This is a genomic window from Acinetobacter sp. GWC1_38_13 (genome assembly GCF_001767535.1).
Classification (GTDB): domain Bacteria; phylum Pseudomonadota; class Gammaproteobacteria; order Pseudomonadales; family Moraxellaceae; genus Acinetobacter; species Acinetobacter junii.
Map to the genome: position 1 here is coordinate 1 of NZ_MELG01000025.1, position 16,449 is coordinate 16,449.

17 protein-coding genes and 1 pseudogene are annotated in these 16,449 nt (G+C 37.6%); 12 read left to right on the forward strand and 6 right to left on the reverse strand.

All coding sequences use genetic code 11. The annotated features are described in order from the left end of the window. Window positions 1–275: 275 nt before the first annotated feature. The 4 genes from A2003_RS02375 to A2003_RS02390 all read right to left on the reverse strand — a co-directional run bounded on the left by A2003_RS02375 (window position 276) and on the right by A2003_RS02390 (window position 3,360). Entirely contained in the window at window positions 276–689 is a 414-nt protein-coding gene (locus A2003_RS02375; RefSeq protein ID WP_004954452.1) for an HIT family protein, read from the reverse strand. An 89-nt stretch (window positions 690–778) separates the two neighbouring features. Further along, on the reverse strand, window positions 779–1,048 hold the full coding sequence (locus tag A2003_RS02380) for a YARHG domain-containing protein (RefSeq protein ID WP_004954451.1): 270 nt from the start codon (window positions 1,046–1,048) through the stop codon (window positions 779–781). A gap of 350 nt (window positions 1,049–1,398) precedes the next feature. Continuing rightward, window positions 1,399–2,271 carry an NAD(P)-dependent oxidoreductase gene (locus tag A2003_RS02385; protein ID WP_286686753.1) on the reverse strand — a complete coding sequence of 291 codons (873 nt, stop codon included), beginning with the start codon at window positions 2,269–2,271 and terminating at the stop codon, window positions 1,399–1,401. 3 nt (window positions 2,272–2,274) lie between these two features. Further along, the gene (locus tag A2003_RS02390) at window positions 2,275–3,360 is read right to left on the reverse strand and encodes an alpha/beta fold hydrolase (protein WP_004915776.1); all 1,086 of its coding nucleotides are present in this window, start codon (window positions 3,358–3,360) and stop codon (window positions 2,275–2,277) included. Between the two features lie 346 nt (window positions 3,361–3,706). On the opposite strand from A2003_RS02390, the gene A2003_RS02395 reads away from it, so the two are divergent. The 11 genes from A2003_RS02395 to aroC all read left to right on the forward strand — a co-directional run bounded on the left by A2003_RS02395 (window position 3,707) and on the right by aroC (window position 13,690). Continuing rightward, complete coding sequence (locus tag A2003_RS02395) at window positions 3,707–4,894, forward strand: O-succinylhomoserine sulfhydrylase (protein ID WP_004915783.1); 1,188 nt, start codon at window positions 3,707–3,709, stop codon at window positions 4,892–4,894. Between the two features lie 12 nt (window positions 4,895–4,906). Further along, window positions 4,907–5,236 (forward strand): YbaB/EbfC family nucleoid-associated protein, encoded by a 330-nt coding sequence (locus A2003_RS02400; RefSeq protein ID WP_004915785.1) that lies wholly within the window; start codon window positions 4,907–4,909, stop codon window positions 5,234–5,236. A 67-nt stretch (window positions 5,237–5,303) separates the two neighbouring features. Further along, on the forward strand, window positions 5,304–5,900 hold the full coding sequence (gene recR, locus A2003_RS02405; protein WP_004915789.1) for a recombination mediator RecR: 597 nt from the start codon (window positions 5,304–5,306) through the stop codon (window positions 5,898–5,900). A 287-nt stretch (window positions 5,901–6,187) separates the two neighbouring features. Next, a complete protein-coding gene (locus A2003_RS02410; protein WP_004961806.1) occupies window positions 6,188–7,330 on the forward strand; it encodes a ribonuclease D in 1,143 nt (380 codons plus the stop codon). Between the two features lie 102 nt (window positions 7,331–7,432). Further along, on the forward strand, window positions 7,433–7,738 hold the full coding sequence (locus tag A2003_RS02415) for a YcgL domain-containing protein (RefSeq protein WP_004915797.1): 306 nt from the start codon (window positions 7,433–7,435) through the stop codon (window positions 7,736–7,738). Next, window positions 7,731–8,117, forward strand: a complete 387-nt coding sequence (locus A2003_RS02420; protein ID WP_004915801.1) for a hypothetical protein — start codon at window positions 7,731–7,733, stop codon at window positions 8,115–8,117. The genes A2003_RS02415 and A2003_RS02420 overlap by 8 nt, the downstream gene beginning before the upstream one ends. A 39-nt stretch (window positions 8,118–8,156) precedes the next feature. Then, a complete protein-coding gene (locus A2003_RS02425) occupies window positions 8,157–9,008 on the forward strand; it encodes an AAA family ATPase (protein ID WP_004915804.1) in 852 nt (283 codons plus the stop codon). Window positions 9,009–9,020: 12 nt separating this feature from the next. Next, window positions 9,021–10,208 (forward strand): vWA domain-containing protein, encoded by a 1,188-nt coding sequence (locus tag A2003_RS02430; protein ID WP_004915807.1) that lies wholly within the window; start codon window positions 9,021–9,023, stop codon window positions 10,206–10,208. A 37-nt stretch (window positions 10,209–10,245) separates the two neighbouring features. After that, window positions 10,246–11,451, forward strand: coding sequence for a tryptophan synthase subunit beta (gene trpB, locus A2003_RS02435; RefSeq protein WP_151835425.1), 1,206 nt, complete (start codon window positions 10,246–10,248; stop codon window positions 11,449–11,451). Between the two features lie 125 nt (window positions 11,452–11,576). Further along, window positions 11,577–12,587, forward strand: a complete 1,011-nt coding sequence (gene prmB, locus A2003_RS02440; protein ID WP_286686754.1) for a 50S ribosomal protein L3 N(5)-glutamine methyltransferase — start codon at window positions 11,577–11,579, stop codon at window positions 12,585–12,587. Between the two features lie 11 nt (window positions 12,588–12,598). Beyond that, window positions 12,599–13,690, forward strand: coding sequence for a chorismate synthase (gene aroC / locus A2003_RS02445; RefSeq protein ID WP_286686755.1), 1,092 nt, complete (start codon window positions 12,599–12,601; stop codon window positions 13,688–13,690). A 99-nt stretch (window positions 13,691–13,789) separates the two neighbouring features. On the opposite strand, the gene A2003_RS02450 is transcribed toward aroC, so the two are convergent. Further along, window positions 13,790–15,019, reverse strand: coding sequence for a GGDEF domain-containing protein (locus A2003_RS02450; RefSeq protein WP_039047931.1), 1,230 nt, complete (start codon window positions 15,017–15,019; stop codon window positions 13,790–13,792). Window positions 15,020–15,362: 343 nt separating this feature from the next. Between A2003_RS02450 and A2003_RS02455 the strand changes: the two genes are divergently transcribed. After that, window positions 15,363–16,109 (forward strand): iron-containing redox enzyme family protein, encoded by a 747-nt coding sequence (locus tag A2003_RS02455; protein ID WP_004954430.1) that lies wholly within the window; start codon window positions 15,363–15,365, stop codon window positions 16,107–16,109. A 63-nt stretch (window positions 16,110–16,172) separates the two neighbouring features. On the opposite strand, the pseudogene A2003_RS02460 reads toward A2003_RS02455, so the two are convergent. Further along, window positions 16,173–16,449: pseudogene (locus tag A2003_RS02460) on the reverse strand (hypothetical protein); the annotation flags it as partial.

Genomic DNA, 16,449 nt, shown 5'->3' on the forward strand with positions numbered 1-16,449 from the left:
AGTAGCAGCAAGAAGCAATTTTTTCATTGAGATTTCTCCAAAACACTTTTTTGTAAATGGCAGTTGCCTTAGTTACTGTAATAAGCTTGCTTATGTACAAAAAGTTACACAGCTCACTGACTTGTATGCATTATCGGTAAACTTTGTGACAGAGAAGTGAAGGAAAGATGACAGTTTGATGACGATTTATATTTAGTAATAATTATATTTATTATTGATTTTTATAGTAATAATAAAAAACGAAGTTATAACTTCGCTTTTTATTATGTGAAAAATTACAGTGCAGCTTTAATTTTTTCTGCTAATTCTTTAATTTTTTCTTGATCGCCCATCTTGGCAGCATGACGCCCCAATTCATGTACTGAACTTGGAATTAAGTGAAAATGCACGTGAGGAACAGTTTGCCCAGCAGAAGCACCAGACAATTGCATTAAAACAATACCTTTTGCATCTAATGCAGTTTCAATCGCTCGAGCAATCTTTTGCACAATTTGAATGGTGTATGCAGCAGCATCCGCAGGTAAATCGAGTAGAGTTACTGCAGGTGTTTTTGGGATAACAAGCGTATGACCTTCCGCTTGGGGCATAATATCCATAAATGCAAGTACTTGATCATCTTCATAGACCTTAATCGCAGGTAATTCGCCACGTAAAATTCTCGCGAAAATATTTTGGTCATCGTATGCCATGATTAATCCTTTATATGATGTACTAAGTTAAAAAATTGCTCCCTTAATGATTTCAATAAGAGAGCCATAGGTGAAGCATTTAAGTCGTTTTATTTGCAATTAAGCTCTTTTTGCCGAGCTTTGATTTGATCGAGACGTTGTTGCTCTTTATCTGAAAATTTTGGCTTAGTCGTATGGCAGTTTTCATTACCATATTTAGCTTTCGCATCAGCGTCTTTAAAACAGAATCCTTTTGATGCATAGATGAGGTTGTAGTCATCTTGCAACTTTTTACATTCTTGTTCTGGTGTGGCAGCTTGGAGATTAAAACCAGTAAAAGAAATTAATCCTGCAATAACTGCAACCGTAAACTTATTCATGAGGTGTTCCTCTATTCAAAAAGGTATAAATCAAGGCTTTATGAAACGATATTCATATGGCATTTGATCCCTACGTACTTACCAATATAAGGCTTATTCATGAAATTTCAATCAATGTGTATTGTTTGAGTGTAATTTTTACTTCATGATTTATTCATATTCAAAAATAAAAAATATATTTTTCATTGACTTAAAGTAAGTTAATTAGCTTTAAATGTAATTTAATAATCTCAAGTTATAGACATTGAAATAAATTCAATATTCAAAGCACCACATATTTATGCAGTGCTATCTAATAAATTTCAGATATCAAATTGCCGATGAATAGAATATTGCATAAATAAAGGGTCTTATTTAAGCGTGATTTTAGTCCAAGATTCATACATTTTAACTGCAGCAGAGAAGTCACTATTGGATTCAGCAGTTAAGCTTGCAGCTTGAATGAGACTTTGTGCCAAAGATAGTATAGGTGCAGGTAATTTTGCATCGTGTACCAAATCTAGGGCAATTCCCGTATCTTTAGCTAATAAAGGCAGGGCAAAAGTAACAGGAAACTCTCGACTTAAAACACGTTGCGGGAAAATATTCTCAGTGACTAGACTTTTACCACTAGAAGCATTAATACAATTCAAGGCGGCATCTAGATTTACGCCATGTGCTTTTAATGTTGTAAAACCTTCAGCTACTGACCATAAATTTACAGCGAGCAACATGTTATTAATGGCTTTTACTGCAAAGCCTGCGCCAGACTCGCCTACGTGTTGAATAAGTTTTCCTAAAGCAGACATAGCAGGATAGGCTCGTTCAAATGCATCAATATCACCACCTACCATAAATGTTAAGGTTGCATTTTCTGCACCTATAGTTTGACCACTGACGGGTGCATCCAAAAATGCTACATCTTGAGCTTTGAGCTGTTCAGCTAGACGACGCGCTGCATCAGGGACACCACTGGTACAGTCAATCCAAATTGCACCTGATTTGATTTTGATACTGCTTATTAGGTTTTCAACATCTTGGCTGGTCGGTAAGCAAGAAAAAATCACATCGGCTTGCGCTGCTTGTTCGAGTTCAGCAGCGATTGTTCCAAATTCTGTTGCATGTTGTTCAGCTTTACTAAAATTTCGGTTCCAAACATAAACGGTGTCGAAATATTTTGGTAAATGAGCAGCCATGCGATATCCCATGGCACCTAAACCGATAAATGCAACAGATTGAGTCATAGTTTACCTTTTTAAATGTGTTGAACGTTCTTCTAGCCATTTTGTAAGTGTCGGCCAAAACTCGATTGAGCTATTTTGACTAGACATTAAACCTAAGTGTCCGCCAGGTATAAGAGTAAACGTGACATCTTGGCTATTTGTCAACTGAGTTAATGGAAAAGCAGCATCAGCTGTTACTAGTTGATCACTTTTCCCAGCGCCAACTAATAGAGAGCAGTTGATACCTTTTAATTCAATGGTTTTGTTTTTTAGTGTGATTGCACCATTTTTTAATGGGTTCTGCATCCAGACATTAAACAGCATGTCTTGATTAATGCCACCAGGATAATCAATCATATTGTTAAGAAAATGACTTAAAGTTGCATCTTCCTGAACCAGTTTTAGATTATCCAGATTTTTAAGCAGTTGGATATTGCCGTCGATCCAACCTTTAGGATCGAGTAACTTAAAGCCCAAAGAATTTAAAAAACCTGGTGAATGAATCATGAGTTTTGGGAGACGATTGTAAATATAGTCTTTAATCGTCGCATTACGTGTTGTCACATAGGCGAGCGTTTTATATAGCTTACCAATATAACCTGATGCATAACTATCAATTGGACTACCCAATACGATTAGATTTTTTACTGCATCTGGTTGATGGCGTGCTGTATATAGTGTGACAAAGATGCCAGCCATACTCCAACCATGTAACGAGATTTCTTTAGATTTCGAATGCTTTTGAATTGCTTCAATGCAACGTGGAATGAACTTATCGATGAATGATAAGAAATCAATATGATAATTTTTATAAGTTAATTTACCCCAATCAATCAGGTACACGTCAAAGCCGCTTTCTTGAAAGTGTTTAACTAAAGAACGGTATGGATATAAATCGTATATATCCATATTAATCGCAAGTGGTGCAACGAAGACAAGAGGTTCCTTATAACGCTTGTTTTCAGAAGCATAGAATCTGACACGTGTTTGTTTAAATTCGGCAATAACTTGATAAGGTGTAGATTGAGATAAGACTAATTTGTCTGCTTCAAATACACGCATAGCGAGATGTTTAAAATTTATTTTTTGCTGTTCCACAAGCGATTTCATCTTTTTAAGTCTCATCATGAGTCAAGATTGCACGAAGTCTAAGCGATTATTGTATCTTTCGCCTTGACCTTAAATACCTTAGGCGCTCAAAATGTTGGCACATTTAGGCGGAATTTAATAACACTTTGTAATATGAATTTAATTTTTGTGCGTAAATTAATCAGATAGGATTCTAGAAGAGAGCAATAGTGATCTTATTGCTTGGTTTTATATTCAAATGTGAGAAAATTTTAGCCAAAGTTGAAATGGGCAGAAACCTATAGGTTCATTCTTTGCAATTTGCAAAACTGTCCAGAGTATAGAATACAGTGTTCCTGAACCCATTAATCATAAGGCATACAAAACGATGAATCCAAATGATGATTTAGAATATCAACTAGATACGCTTGCAATTCGTACTGGTCATAACCGTACTTTTGAAGGTGAGCATAGTGAACCTATTTTTTTAACCTCATCGTTTGTATGTGAAAGCGCTGCTGATGCTGCTGCGAAATTTTCAGGTCAAGTAGCAGGCAATACTTATTCTCGATATACCAATCCAACAGTACAAGCTTTTGAGAAGCGATTGGCTACGCTTGATGGTGCTGAGCGTGCAGTTGCAACAAGTTCTGGTATGGCTGCTGTACATGCAATTTGTATGGCGTATTTGAAAGCGGGTGACCACGTCATTTGTTCACGTGCTGTATTCGGTTCAATTATTGCCTTATTTGAAAAATATGTAGCTAAATTCGCGGTTGAAGTCACTTTTGTTGATTTAGACGATCTTGAAGGTTGGAAAAATGCCTTACAGCCAAATACACGTTTGTTATTTATAGAAACACCATCCAACCCTCTAGCACAAGTTGGTGATATGCAGGCGATTGCAGATATTGCACATGCACATGGTGCTCTTTTCGCTGTAGATAACTGTTTCTGTACTCCAGCATTACAGCAACCCATCAAATTCGGAGCAGATTTAGTTCTATATTCTGCAACTAAATATATTGATGGTCAGGGACGTGCACTGGGTGGTGCCGTTGTTGGTAAAAATGATTTACTCGAAGAAGTGAATGGTGTGATCCGTACACTAGGCAATTCAATGAGTCCTTTTAATGCGTGGATATTCTTAAAAGGCTTAGAAACATTGAGCTTACGTATGAAGGCGCATTGTGCGAGTGCTCAGATATTAGCTGAATGGCTCAAGCAGCATGATAAAGTTGAAAAGGTATATTATGCTGGATTGCCAGATCACCCAGGTCATGAATTGGCTAAGAAACAGCAAAAAGGTTTTGGTGGGGTTGTCTCATTTGTTGTGAGAGGAGAGCGTCAAGGTGCTTGGACTGTAATTGATAATACAAGATTCTTATCCATTACAAGTAATCTTGGTGATGTCAAATCAACAATTACACATCCTGCGACGACCTCACATGGTAGAATGTCGGCTGAAGCCAAACAAGCAGCAGGTATTGAGGAAGGTTTAATCCGTGTATCTGTTGGTTTAGAAGATATCAATGATATTATTCGTGATCTGTCACGTGGTTTAGATTTAATTTAACGAGAGAAAGTTATGAACATTAATATGCTCATGCAGCAAGCTCAGCGCATGCAAAAAGACATGGAAACAAATCTTAAAAAAGCCAAAGAAGAGCTTGCGAAAACTGAAGTTCATGCTGAAGCAGGTGGTGGCTTAGTTAAAGTAACTATGACTTGTCGCCATGTTGTAAAACGTATCGAGATCAGTCCTGATTTATTGCAAGATGAAGCGGACATGATTGAAGACTTGATCGCAGCTGCGATGAATGATGCTGCTCGTCAAGCTGAAGCGATTTCAGAAGAGAAATTGCAAGGTGCAAACTCTGGTATGGGTTTACCACCGGGCTTATCTGGCTTGTTCTAATTGATTACTCCCTAAGTTTGAAAAATAAGCTTAGGGGGATTCTTTCTACAAATATTCGAGTTAATTTGTGTTTAGTGAACGATTTGAACAATTGGTTCAAGCATTGCGTATTTTGCCGAGTGTAGGTCCTAAGTCTGCACAGCGTATGGCATTACATTTATTGATGAAGAACCGTGAAGGTGCTTTTGCACTCTCTTATGCATTGCATGAGGCCTCGAGTCATATTCACGAATGCAGAATTTGTCATTCACTCACTGAAAATGAAATTTGTGATATTTGTGCGTCGACAGAGCGTGATTCAAATTTACTGTGTGTGGTTGAGTCACCCGCTGATGTTATGGCAATTGAACAAAGTGGAAGCTTTAGAGGTAAATATCATGTTTTAGGTGGGCATCTATCACCACTTGATGGTATTGGACCTGAGGAAATAGGCATCCCATATTTAGTGCAGCGTTTAAGTGAAGGTCAAATTGAAGAAGTGATCCTAGCAACTAATGCAACAGTTGAGGGGCAAGCAACGGCACATTATTTGGTTGAAGCGACAAAACACTTGCCAATACATATGACTCGAATTGCACAAGGCGTACCTCAGGGTGGTGAATTGGAATATGTAGACAGTCACACTTTGAGTCAGGCTGTACATAATCGAATGCGTATGAAATAAGACTAAGGTCGATATAATTTATATATTTATTTTAAATTCATGCTGTTAATTTAAACAAATAATTAAATTTTACATTTTGTCTTACATTATCATAGCTATAATTATTTAAATTTGTGGCACTATTGGCTGGCGAAATGGACTTTCGCTGATTTACAAATGGAATAGGGAGTAATTTCATGTTTTGCATGTGGAATACTGAGTAAATTTTTGCATCTGATCTCGCTTGAGCAATAACTGCAATGAAATCGTTGCATCGCTATGTTTTTAATTTTTTTACTTGAGCAATTATGTTTCAGTTTATCCAACAGCAAAAAGATCTAGCTGTTCTCCTCAATCAAATGGAACATTGTTCCACATACGCACTTGATACTGAGTTTATTAAGGTTGATACCTTATATCCGAAATTAGGCGTTTGCCAAATCAATGTAAATGATCAGGTTTCGTTGTTAGATGGCGCTGCGCTAGATTTATCTGATTTTTGGCGTAAGCTTTTTGAAGCTCAGCAGAATATCTTTCATGCATGCGGTGAGGATATTGATCTGATTTATCATTACGCAGATCAAAAGCCATTAAAAAATGTATTTGATACGCAAGTCGCGATGGCTTTTCTTGGTCATGGTTTGCAGGTCAGCTATCAAAATGCATTAAAAACTTGTTTGAATATTGATATCGATAAAGACCAAACACGTTCGGACTGGTTAGCACGTCCACTTAGTCAAGAGCAAATGAGTTACGCTGCAAATGACGTACTATATTTAAATAAGCTGGCAGAAAGGCTGAAGTTTGATCTTCAAACAAAGGGTTTATATTCCTATGTTTTAGAGGATTGCCAAAATCTAACTAAAGAAATCGCATTAGAGACACCATTATCTGAACTTTATACGGATATTGGTAATTATCGTCACTCTAGGCGTGAGTTGATGCAATTACAACAATTAAGCATCTGGCGTGAACAAATTACTAAAGCGATGAATCAACCGCGTAGTTTCATACTTAAAAATGCCACAATGATTGATCTAGTCGAAAAGAATCCGCGAAATACTTTCCAGTTGGCACAAGTTAAAGACATGCGACCAAATATTGTGCGTGAGCATGGTAAAACAATTTTAGATCTACTGAAGTTTTTACCCCCAGAAGATGAATGGCCATTGCGTTTGGCGCGTCCTGTCAAAAACAACTCCAAAGAAATTGCACCTCGTGTTGATCTATTGATCGAAATGGTGGTCAATAAAACAGGTATTCCAAAGGAAGTGTTGTTACGTAAGAAGTGGCTAAATGCGATTTATGAGCATGTGGTCTTTCATCTCGATGAACAAGATTTACCAAGTTATTTATTAGGTTGGCGCTATGATCTTTTGACAGAGCCGTTAATTGCACTTTTCAAAGAAGATATTGAGTTTTTAACAACTCAAATGAAGATTTCTAGGTAAATAAGAACAGTATAAAATACGACTGTAGCGTTAACATTCCTTAATGTACCTACAGTTTTTTTCATGTATGCTGTTTTTGATTGATAATGGTTGTGAGTAAACATGCACTGCGATATTTATAGATCGAGTAAAAAAGACGAAATGTATATTTATATTGCTCGTCCAAACTATCCTGAGGATAAAGATCAAGAGAATCCTCTAGAAGTCGTTCCTGAAAATGTCTTGCAAGCTTTTGGTAAAGCAACATTTGTAATGCACTTAGAGTTGCATGCTGAGCGTAAGCTTGCACGTGCAAATGTCTTGCATGTATTAGACTCTTTGCAAACCAAAGGCTTTTTTATTCAAATGCCACCAGAAGGTCTTATCAACCCGAATGCTGTAGAACCTGAGGGATTACGCGGTGCTTGAGACTCTAACGGCAATATGGTCACAAATTCTTTCGGTCTTTGATCAATTTCCAGAAGAAAATGTAGCCATTATTGTTTATGTGACTGGAACATTGATTGCCTTATGGTGCTGGTATCGTTTGATGTCGCGTTTACCGAATCCAGTGGGTGGAATACTTTGGATTATTGTTTTTGCAATTTTAGTCACACCAACCATCTCCGAGGGGCCTAATTCTGCATTAGCCCCAGCAATCTTTGGACTGATCTTCGGTGTACTTACCAAAGAGCATGTTCTTATTTGGTCAAATTTATCCTTAATTTTATTTGTAATTGGATTAGGATTACTGGTTGGGTTTTGCTGGTCTAAATACACTGCAAATAAAACAGGACACACGGTTTAAATCTACACACAGTTAAATATAGAAAAATAAGGTTTTAAAATGTCTGCTGATACACAACACTTTACTGGTACAGATCAATATATCGCAACCGATAGCCTCAAACTTGCAGTCAAAGCTGCACGAGCTTTACAAAAGCCTTTATTAGTTAAAGGTGAGCCAGGGACTGGTAAAACTTTACTTGCTGAGCAGGTTGCTGAAAGCTTAGGTTTGAAATTGATTACTTGGCATATCAAGTCAACGACTAAAGCACAACAAGGTCTGTATGAGTATGATGCTGTATCTCGCTTACGTGATAGCCAGTTAGGCGACGATCGTGTATATGACATTAAAAACTATATTAAACCAGGTAAGTTGTGGGAAGCATTTACCAGCGAAGAACGTTGTGTATTGTTAATTGATGAAATTGACAAGGCAGATATTGAGTTCCCAAATGATTTGTTGCATGAACTCGATAAAATGTCGTTCTATGTTTATGAGACAGGGGAAACAATTACCGCAACTCAACGACCTATCGTTATCATCACTTCAAATAATGAAAAAGAACTTCCAGATGCATTCTTGCGTCGTTGCTTCTTCCATTATATTGAATTCCCTGATGAAGCAACTATGCGCGACATTATTGCTGTTCATTTCCCAAGTATTTCTAATACATTGGTGAGCGAAGCATTACAAATATTCTTCAAGTTACGCCAAGTCCCAAACCTGAAAAAACCACCGTCAACATCTGAATTGATTGATTGGTTGAGCTTACTTATGGCTGATGATATGCCTGAAGATGTATTGCGCAATCATGATAAATCAAAAGCAATTCCGCCACTGTATGGTGCTTTGATTAAAAATGAACAAGATGTGCAGTTACTTGAGCGTTTAGCTTTTATGTCACGCCGTTAAGAGTGTCTACCAATGTTTGTGAGACTGTTTTACACCTTACGTAAATATGGCGTTCCTGTTACCACCCGTGAATTGATTGATCTTAATCAGGCTGTGGCTTCAGGTCTTGTTTTCGCAGATCAAGACGAGTTCTATCAATTGGCTAAAACTGTCTTAGTCAAAGATGAACGATATTTTGATAAGTTTGATCGTGCTATGAAAGATTATTTTGATGGCATTGAAACTTTCGATCTAGATGAATTGCTTAAACAGGTTCATAAACTACCTAAAGATTGGTTTGATCTTGAGCTTTTAGAGAAACATCTAACACCAGAGCAACGTGAAGAACTACAAAAGGCTGGTTCCCTCGAAGAATTGATGAAAATGTTGGAAGAGCGTTTACGCGAACAACATAAAAAGCATCAAGGTGGCAATCGCATGATTGGTACGGGTGGAACTTCACCTTTTGGCGCCTTTGGTGATCATCCTGAAGGTGTGCGTATTGGTGGGCCAGGACGCAAACGCTCGGCTGTAAAAGTATGGGAGCAACGTAAATACCAAAATCTTGATGATGATCAAGTTTTAGGTACACGACAAATGCAAATTGCTTTACGTCGCTTACGTAAATTTGCACGACAAGGTGCTGCAGAAGAGTTAGATGTAGATGGTACGATCCGTGAGACTGCAAAACAGGGTATCTTAGACGTACAACTTGTTCCTGAGCGCCGTAACCGTATTAAGGTTTTGATGCTATTTGATGTTGGTGGCTCCATGGATGCTTATATTGCTGAATGTGAGAAGTTGTTTAGTGCTGCCAAGTCAGAATTTAAGACATTAGAGTATTTCTATTTCCATAACTGTCTCTATGACTATGTTTGGAAAGATAATCATCGTCGTAGTTCAACGCGTATGAATACATGGGATTTATTTCATACATATGGACGTGACTACCGTGTCATCATCGTAGGTGACGCGAGTATGGCGCCTTATGAGCTAAAGTCAGCGGGTGGCTCAGTTGAATATATGAATGATGAAGCTGGTGAGGTTTGGTTAAGACGATTACGCCAACATTTTGATAAAACAGCTTGGTTAAATCCTGAAGTAGAAGGCTATTGGCATTACACACAGACTATTGGCTGGATTAAAGAGATTTTTGAAAATCATATGTATCCGATGACCCTCAAGGGGATTGAGGATATGACACGATATTTATCACGCTAAAAATTGACATTAATACTTTATAAGAACAGGAAAAGACATGGAACATCAAATTAACGGCATTGCTTTGCCTAACGAATTAGGCTTTTTTGGTAATTTTGGCGGTCAATTTATCCCTCCTCATTTAAAAGAGGCAATGGACGAAATTAACAATGCTTATGAAGAAATTCGTCATACAGCTGAATTTCAAGATGAACTTAATGATTTGTTTAAAAATTACGTTGGTCGCCCAAGCCCTTTATTTCATGCGAAACGTCTATCTGATCAACTAGGTGGGGCACAGATTTATTTAAAACGAGAAGATCTTAATCATACTGGTGCACATAAAATTAATCACTGTTTAGGTGAGGCTTTGCTTGCTAAATATATGGGCAAAAGCAAGGTCATAGCTGAAACTGGTGCAGGACAGCATGGTGTTGCTCTAGCAACTGCTTGTGCATTAGTCGGTATTCCCTGTGAAATTCATATGGGACAAGTAGATATCGAAAAAGAACATCCAAACGTCGTTAAGATGAAAATTTTGGGTGCAAATTTGGTTTCAGTTACTCAGGGGACTGCAACTTTAAAAGATGCAGTTGATAGTGCTTTTGAAGAATATTTAAAAGATCCTAAAAATTATATTTACGCGATTGGTTCTGTAGTTGGTCCGCATCCATTTCCAAAAATGGTACGTGACTTTCAGTCGATTATTGGAAATGAAATTAAAACTCAAGCAAACGAACGTTTTGGACAAAACCCTGATTATGTAGTTGCATGTGTAGGCGGTGGGTCAAATGCAATTGGTGCTTTCACTGCATTCTTAAATACCCCTGAAGTAAAACTTGTTGGGGTTGAGCCAGCAGGTCATGGCTTAGATACGGATAGACACTCAGCTACACTCACATTAGGTAAACCAGGTCAAATTCATGGTATGGCGTGTTATGTGCTTGAGGATGATCAAGGAGAACCCCTACCTGTACATTCTATTGCATCAGGTTTGGATTATCCTGGTGTAGGACCACAACATAGTTTTCTTAAAGAGTTGGGACGTGTTCAATATGAAACAGCAACAGATCAAGAGTGTTTAGATGCATTTATGACGCTTTCGCGTGTCGAAGGTATTGTGCCTGCTCTAGAAAGCTCCCATGCGGTGGCTTGGGCATTACGTGAAGCACCTAAAATGGATAAAAATACGAAGATCGTCGTGAATCTTTCTGGTCGCGGAGATAAGGATTCAGACTATGTTGCTCAAAAGTTGGGTTTGTAATTTTCTACCTTGATTTAAATTTCATAAACCGTTTCTAGTCTGTAGAAGCGGTTTTTTACTGTTAAATAGGCTTGAATCCCGTTAGAATAAAGCGTTTTTGCTATTTGCATTTTGGAGACGCCTAAGTGGAGCGACCTACAATCAGCCCTGAACATTTACAAGAAGCGGCTGAAAATTTAGTAACCATTCGAGATTTTATTCGTTTTGGTGTAACCGCACTTCGTCAATATGACGCACACTTAGGACAAGGTACTGAAGATTATTTTGCAGAAAGTTCAGCTTTGGTTTTACAAACTTTATCACTAGAGTGGAATGCAGATTCAGAAATTCTAGATGCGAAACTTTTGCCGAGTGAAAAGGCTGAATTCCTCAGTTTGTTAGAACGTCGAATCAACGAACGAGTTCCAACCTCATACTTATTGAATTTGGCATATTTCTTTAATAAGCCATTCTATGTCGATGAGCGTGTTTTGATTCCGCGTTCACCAATTGCTGAATTAATTGAACAGCGTTTTGCACCATACTGCTTAGATGAAAATGGACAAATGCTTGAAGCTTTAAATAGCTTACCTGTTAATCCAAATCCAAAAACACCGCAACGTATTTTAGATATGTGTACAGGTTCTGGTTGTATTGCAGTTGCATTAGCCTATGCATTTCCTGATTCTGAAGTAGATGCTACTGATATTTCTAAAGAAGCTTTAGAAGTTGCTTCCATTAATACAGAACATCACAACAAACAATATCAAGTTGCATTACTGGAATCTGATTTGTTTGCAAAAATCCCAGCTGAAAATCAATATGACCTTATTGTCAGCAATCCACCATATGTGGATGCAGAAGATATGGCCGATTTACCAGAAGAATTTTTGCATGAACCTGAATTGGCACTTGCTGCGGGTCAGGATGGTTTGGATTTAGTGCGCAAAATGTTAGCTCAAGCTGTTGATTATTTGACTGAAGATGGTCTAATCGTCATCGAAGTGGGTAACTCAGAATGGGCAATGCGCCAAAACTTCAATACAGTTGACTTCCATTGGCTCACTTTCCAAAAAGGCGGTTCTGGTATTTTTGCATTAACTGCTGAACAATGCCGCCGTTATAAAGAAATATTTCAGCAATCTGTTCAAAGTTAAGGGGCTAAAACATGGCAGGGAATAGTATTGGGCAACTCTTTAAGGTAACAACATGTGGTGAATCACATGGTGCTGGCTTAATGGCAATTGTCGATGGAGTGCCACCGGGTCTTGAACTGTGTGAAGCTGATTTACAACGTGATTTAGATCGCCGTAAACCAGGTACCTCTAAGTTCGCAACACAACGTAAAGAGCCTGATGAAATTGAAATCATATCAGGTGTTTTCGAAGGAAAAACAACCGGAACTTCGATCGGTTTACTAATTCGTAATACAGATCAAAAATCAAAAGATTACGGTAATATTGCTCAAACTTTCCGCCCTGGTCATGCTGACTATACTTACACGCAAAAATACGGTTTCCGTGATTATCGTGGTGGTGGTCGTTCAAGCGCTCGAGAAACAGCTATGCGTGTTGCTGCAGGTGCTATTGCAAAAAAATACCTAGCTGAGAAATTTGGAATCGATATTCGTGGTCATGTCACGCAAATAGGTAATGAGGTTGCTGAGAAATTAGATTGGAATGAAGTGCCAAATAATCCATTCTTTTGTGGTGATGTTGATGCTGTCCCTCGTTTTGAACAACTTGTGACTTCATTACGTGAGCAAGGAACAAGTTGTGGGGCTAAACTGGAAATCCTTGCTGAGAAGGTTCCTGTGGGTTGGGGTGAACCTGTTTTTGATCGATTAGATGCTGATATTGCACATGCGATGATGAGCATTAATGCTGTAAAAGGCGTTGAGATCGGGGATGGTTTCGCTGTTGCGGGTCAATTTGGTCACGAAACTCGTGATGAACTCACTACAGATGGTTTTCTTGCAAATCATGCTGGTGGAATTCTAGGTGGTATTTCAAGTGGACAAACAATCCGTGTTGCAATCGCTCTAAAACCGACTGCTAGTATTACAACACCAGGTAAAACAATCACGATTGATCGTGAAAATACAGATGTATTAACGAAAGGGCGACATGACCCGTGTGTAGGTGTGCGTGCTACACCTATTGCAGAAGCAATGTTGGCAATAGTATTGATGGATCATTTTTTAAGACATCGTGCTCAGAATGCAGATGTAGTTCCGCCATTTAAACCTATAGAACCATAAAATATAAAGACACCTATTATTAAATTAATAGGTGTCTTTTTTATTAGTGGTTAAAATAATATAAAATTATTTAAATAAATTTAAATTACATTTTAGTGGTTATAATAACTCTGAAACTTTATTATTAGATGTTGCAATATGATATTGGTTTCGACCATTACTTTTAGCAATATATAATGCGTGATCTGCTTGAGATACAAACTCTGAAAGACTGTCATTTAATGTTGGTGTAATGGTTGCCACACCAACACTGATCGTAACGTGCTTAGATATATTGCTTCGAGGATGCACAATACCAATATTTCTGATTAGTTCCATTAAGCGCTGAACTTGAATAATAGCCTGATCTCGATCAGTTATAGAGAACAATAGCAAAAACTCTTCACCGCCATACCGAGCAGCTAAATCTCCACTTCTTGATGCAATCGAACCCAACATAATGGCGATACGTCTAAGGCATTGATCACCTTGAATATGACCTAGTGTATCGTTATAGAGTTTGAAGAAATCAATATCAATCATCATGATGGTAAGTGGCATCTCATGTCGAGTGGCTCTTTTCCATTCGTTCTCAAGTACTTCATCTAGATAGCGACGATTTGCTAAGCCCGTTAAAGCATCTTGTTGAGATAAAATTGATAATTGCTGTGCTTGACGCATCAACTCAAGACGATTCAGTTCAATCATGCAATTTTGTAGATAGTTTTCTCGATGTTGTCGATCAGTTGCATAAGCTAAAGCCATGCCTAAAAAACTACTGAAAGTATATGTGCGATGTAAATAAGTCCAATCAATAGAACCATTTAGCCAAGTACTTGCAGCTACGCCAATCAATCCACCAGCCCAGCCAGCAATAATGGCTGTGTAAAAACGCATTCCAACGAAGCCATAAATAATTACGACGGCATACATCATTGCTGCGTGGAATAAAACGTTATTTTGACCTTGTTCAAGTACGTTGATAAGGGTAAATGTGATTGCAACGGCACCCATTGAACCCAAACAAACATAATGATCAAACCATTTATTCAGTTTCGGTGCAAAGGCAAGTAACCAAGCCAGCATAATGATAATGCCAACCCAGCCATAATAAGCAAACCATTCAAAACGCATGCCTGAAGGGAGAACTTGATAGATACCAAAGCTTAGAAATGCATATAACCCTAAAATAATAGGAGCTCTATAACGAAACTCATAAGCTGCTTCATTTCTATACTGATCTTTGTAGATCGATTCTAATTCTTTAGGAAACCAAACTAAATTTAGCCCGCGAGAAATTAACAAGTCGATTTGTTCTTGTCCCAAAATATTGGAAGCCTTCAACTTCATCTTATCTCTCACCACTCCCAAATATTTTTATACATGTAAAATATGGATTATTTAAAAAACTATGTTGCATCGAATTAAATTAAAAATTTTTATTCGATAATAAAAAAATAATTAGTGCAAAATTCAACTTTAATTAGTCCCCACGCATCATCCATTGATCGAATTTATTAAAATCTATTAAATAATATAATGATTCAGACGAATAAAATATCAAACCCTTAAAAACTGTTACAAATTTACCAAGAATGATTGTATATTTGGAGCAATAAGATACAATTTAGAAAAAAGCATCAATCACATACAGAGTGATTGAATTAAGTCATACGAAATAGGATGCATCGCAATGACTGCTATGAATCAATACAGCACAAAATTAGAAATCACGCCTCATTCTGATTGGGCGCAAAAGTTCTGGGATGAGCTTGTACCTGCTAAAGAAAGAGTGAGTAAACATCCATTATTTGTGGACATGGCAAATGGGGATTTAAGCCTCGAGTGTTTCCGTTCTGCATTATTAAATTTTTATCCATTGGTTGCTCATTTTCCATCATACATGGCAGGTGCATTAGCTAAAGCGACTAACTTTGCTCTAGATGGTGTAACCGAAACCCGAGACTGGTTAATCCAAAATATCAAAGTTGAAGAAAGACATTTAAATTGGTATCAAGATTGGGCAGGTGGATTCGGTTTGACTGTTGAGATGTTAAATAACGTTAGGCCTCCTGCGGCGATGAATGCTGTGAATCATTATTTGTGGGATGTAAATTTTAGAGGTGGCTTGGCTGAAAGTATTGCTGCAACAAATTTAGCCATTGAGTGGGCGACAGGTGATTGGACAATCCAAGTCTACAAAGGGATTCAAACTTATACTTCACATCCTGAAGTCAATATCAATAAACGATCATTGGCTTGGTTGAGAGCTCATGCGCATTATGATGATTTGCATCCATACGAAGCGATGGAATTAATCAAAAGATTATGTGACAAAGATCCTGTTTTACAGAAAAAAGCTTTTCAGGCAGCTCAAGATGGTTTGGCTTATTATGAGTTGGCTTTGGATGAGTGCTATAAAATTCAACATAAAAACTAAGTTCTAATGATAGAAAAGTCATATTTTTATAAAAGTGTGACTGTTTTTTTAAGTTTGATTTTGTTAAAGCGGATAAAGTTTCTCATCAAACTTTTCTAATTTTGGAAACTCTAAAGGCGTTAATTGATCTATATTGTTTAAATAATCTTCAAACTTTTCAATGATGTTCATTCTATCTTCATCCTTAATATAAGGAACATGATAAGCAATAAATGGCGGAAGTACCTCAAAACCTACATAAGCCAAACTCCCTCGTTGGATTGAAGATAGGTAAGTGTCTATGGACTGCCACCACTCTCCTAGACAAATTTCGTCTATTCTTTTTGCATAGGAGAGAACA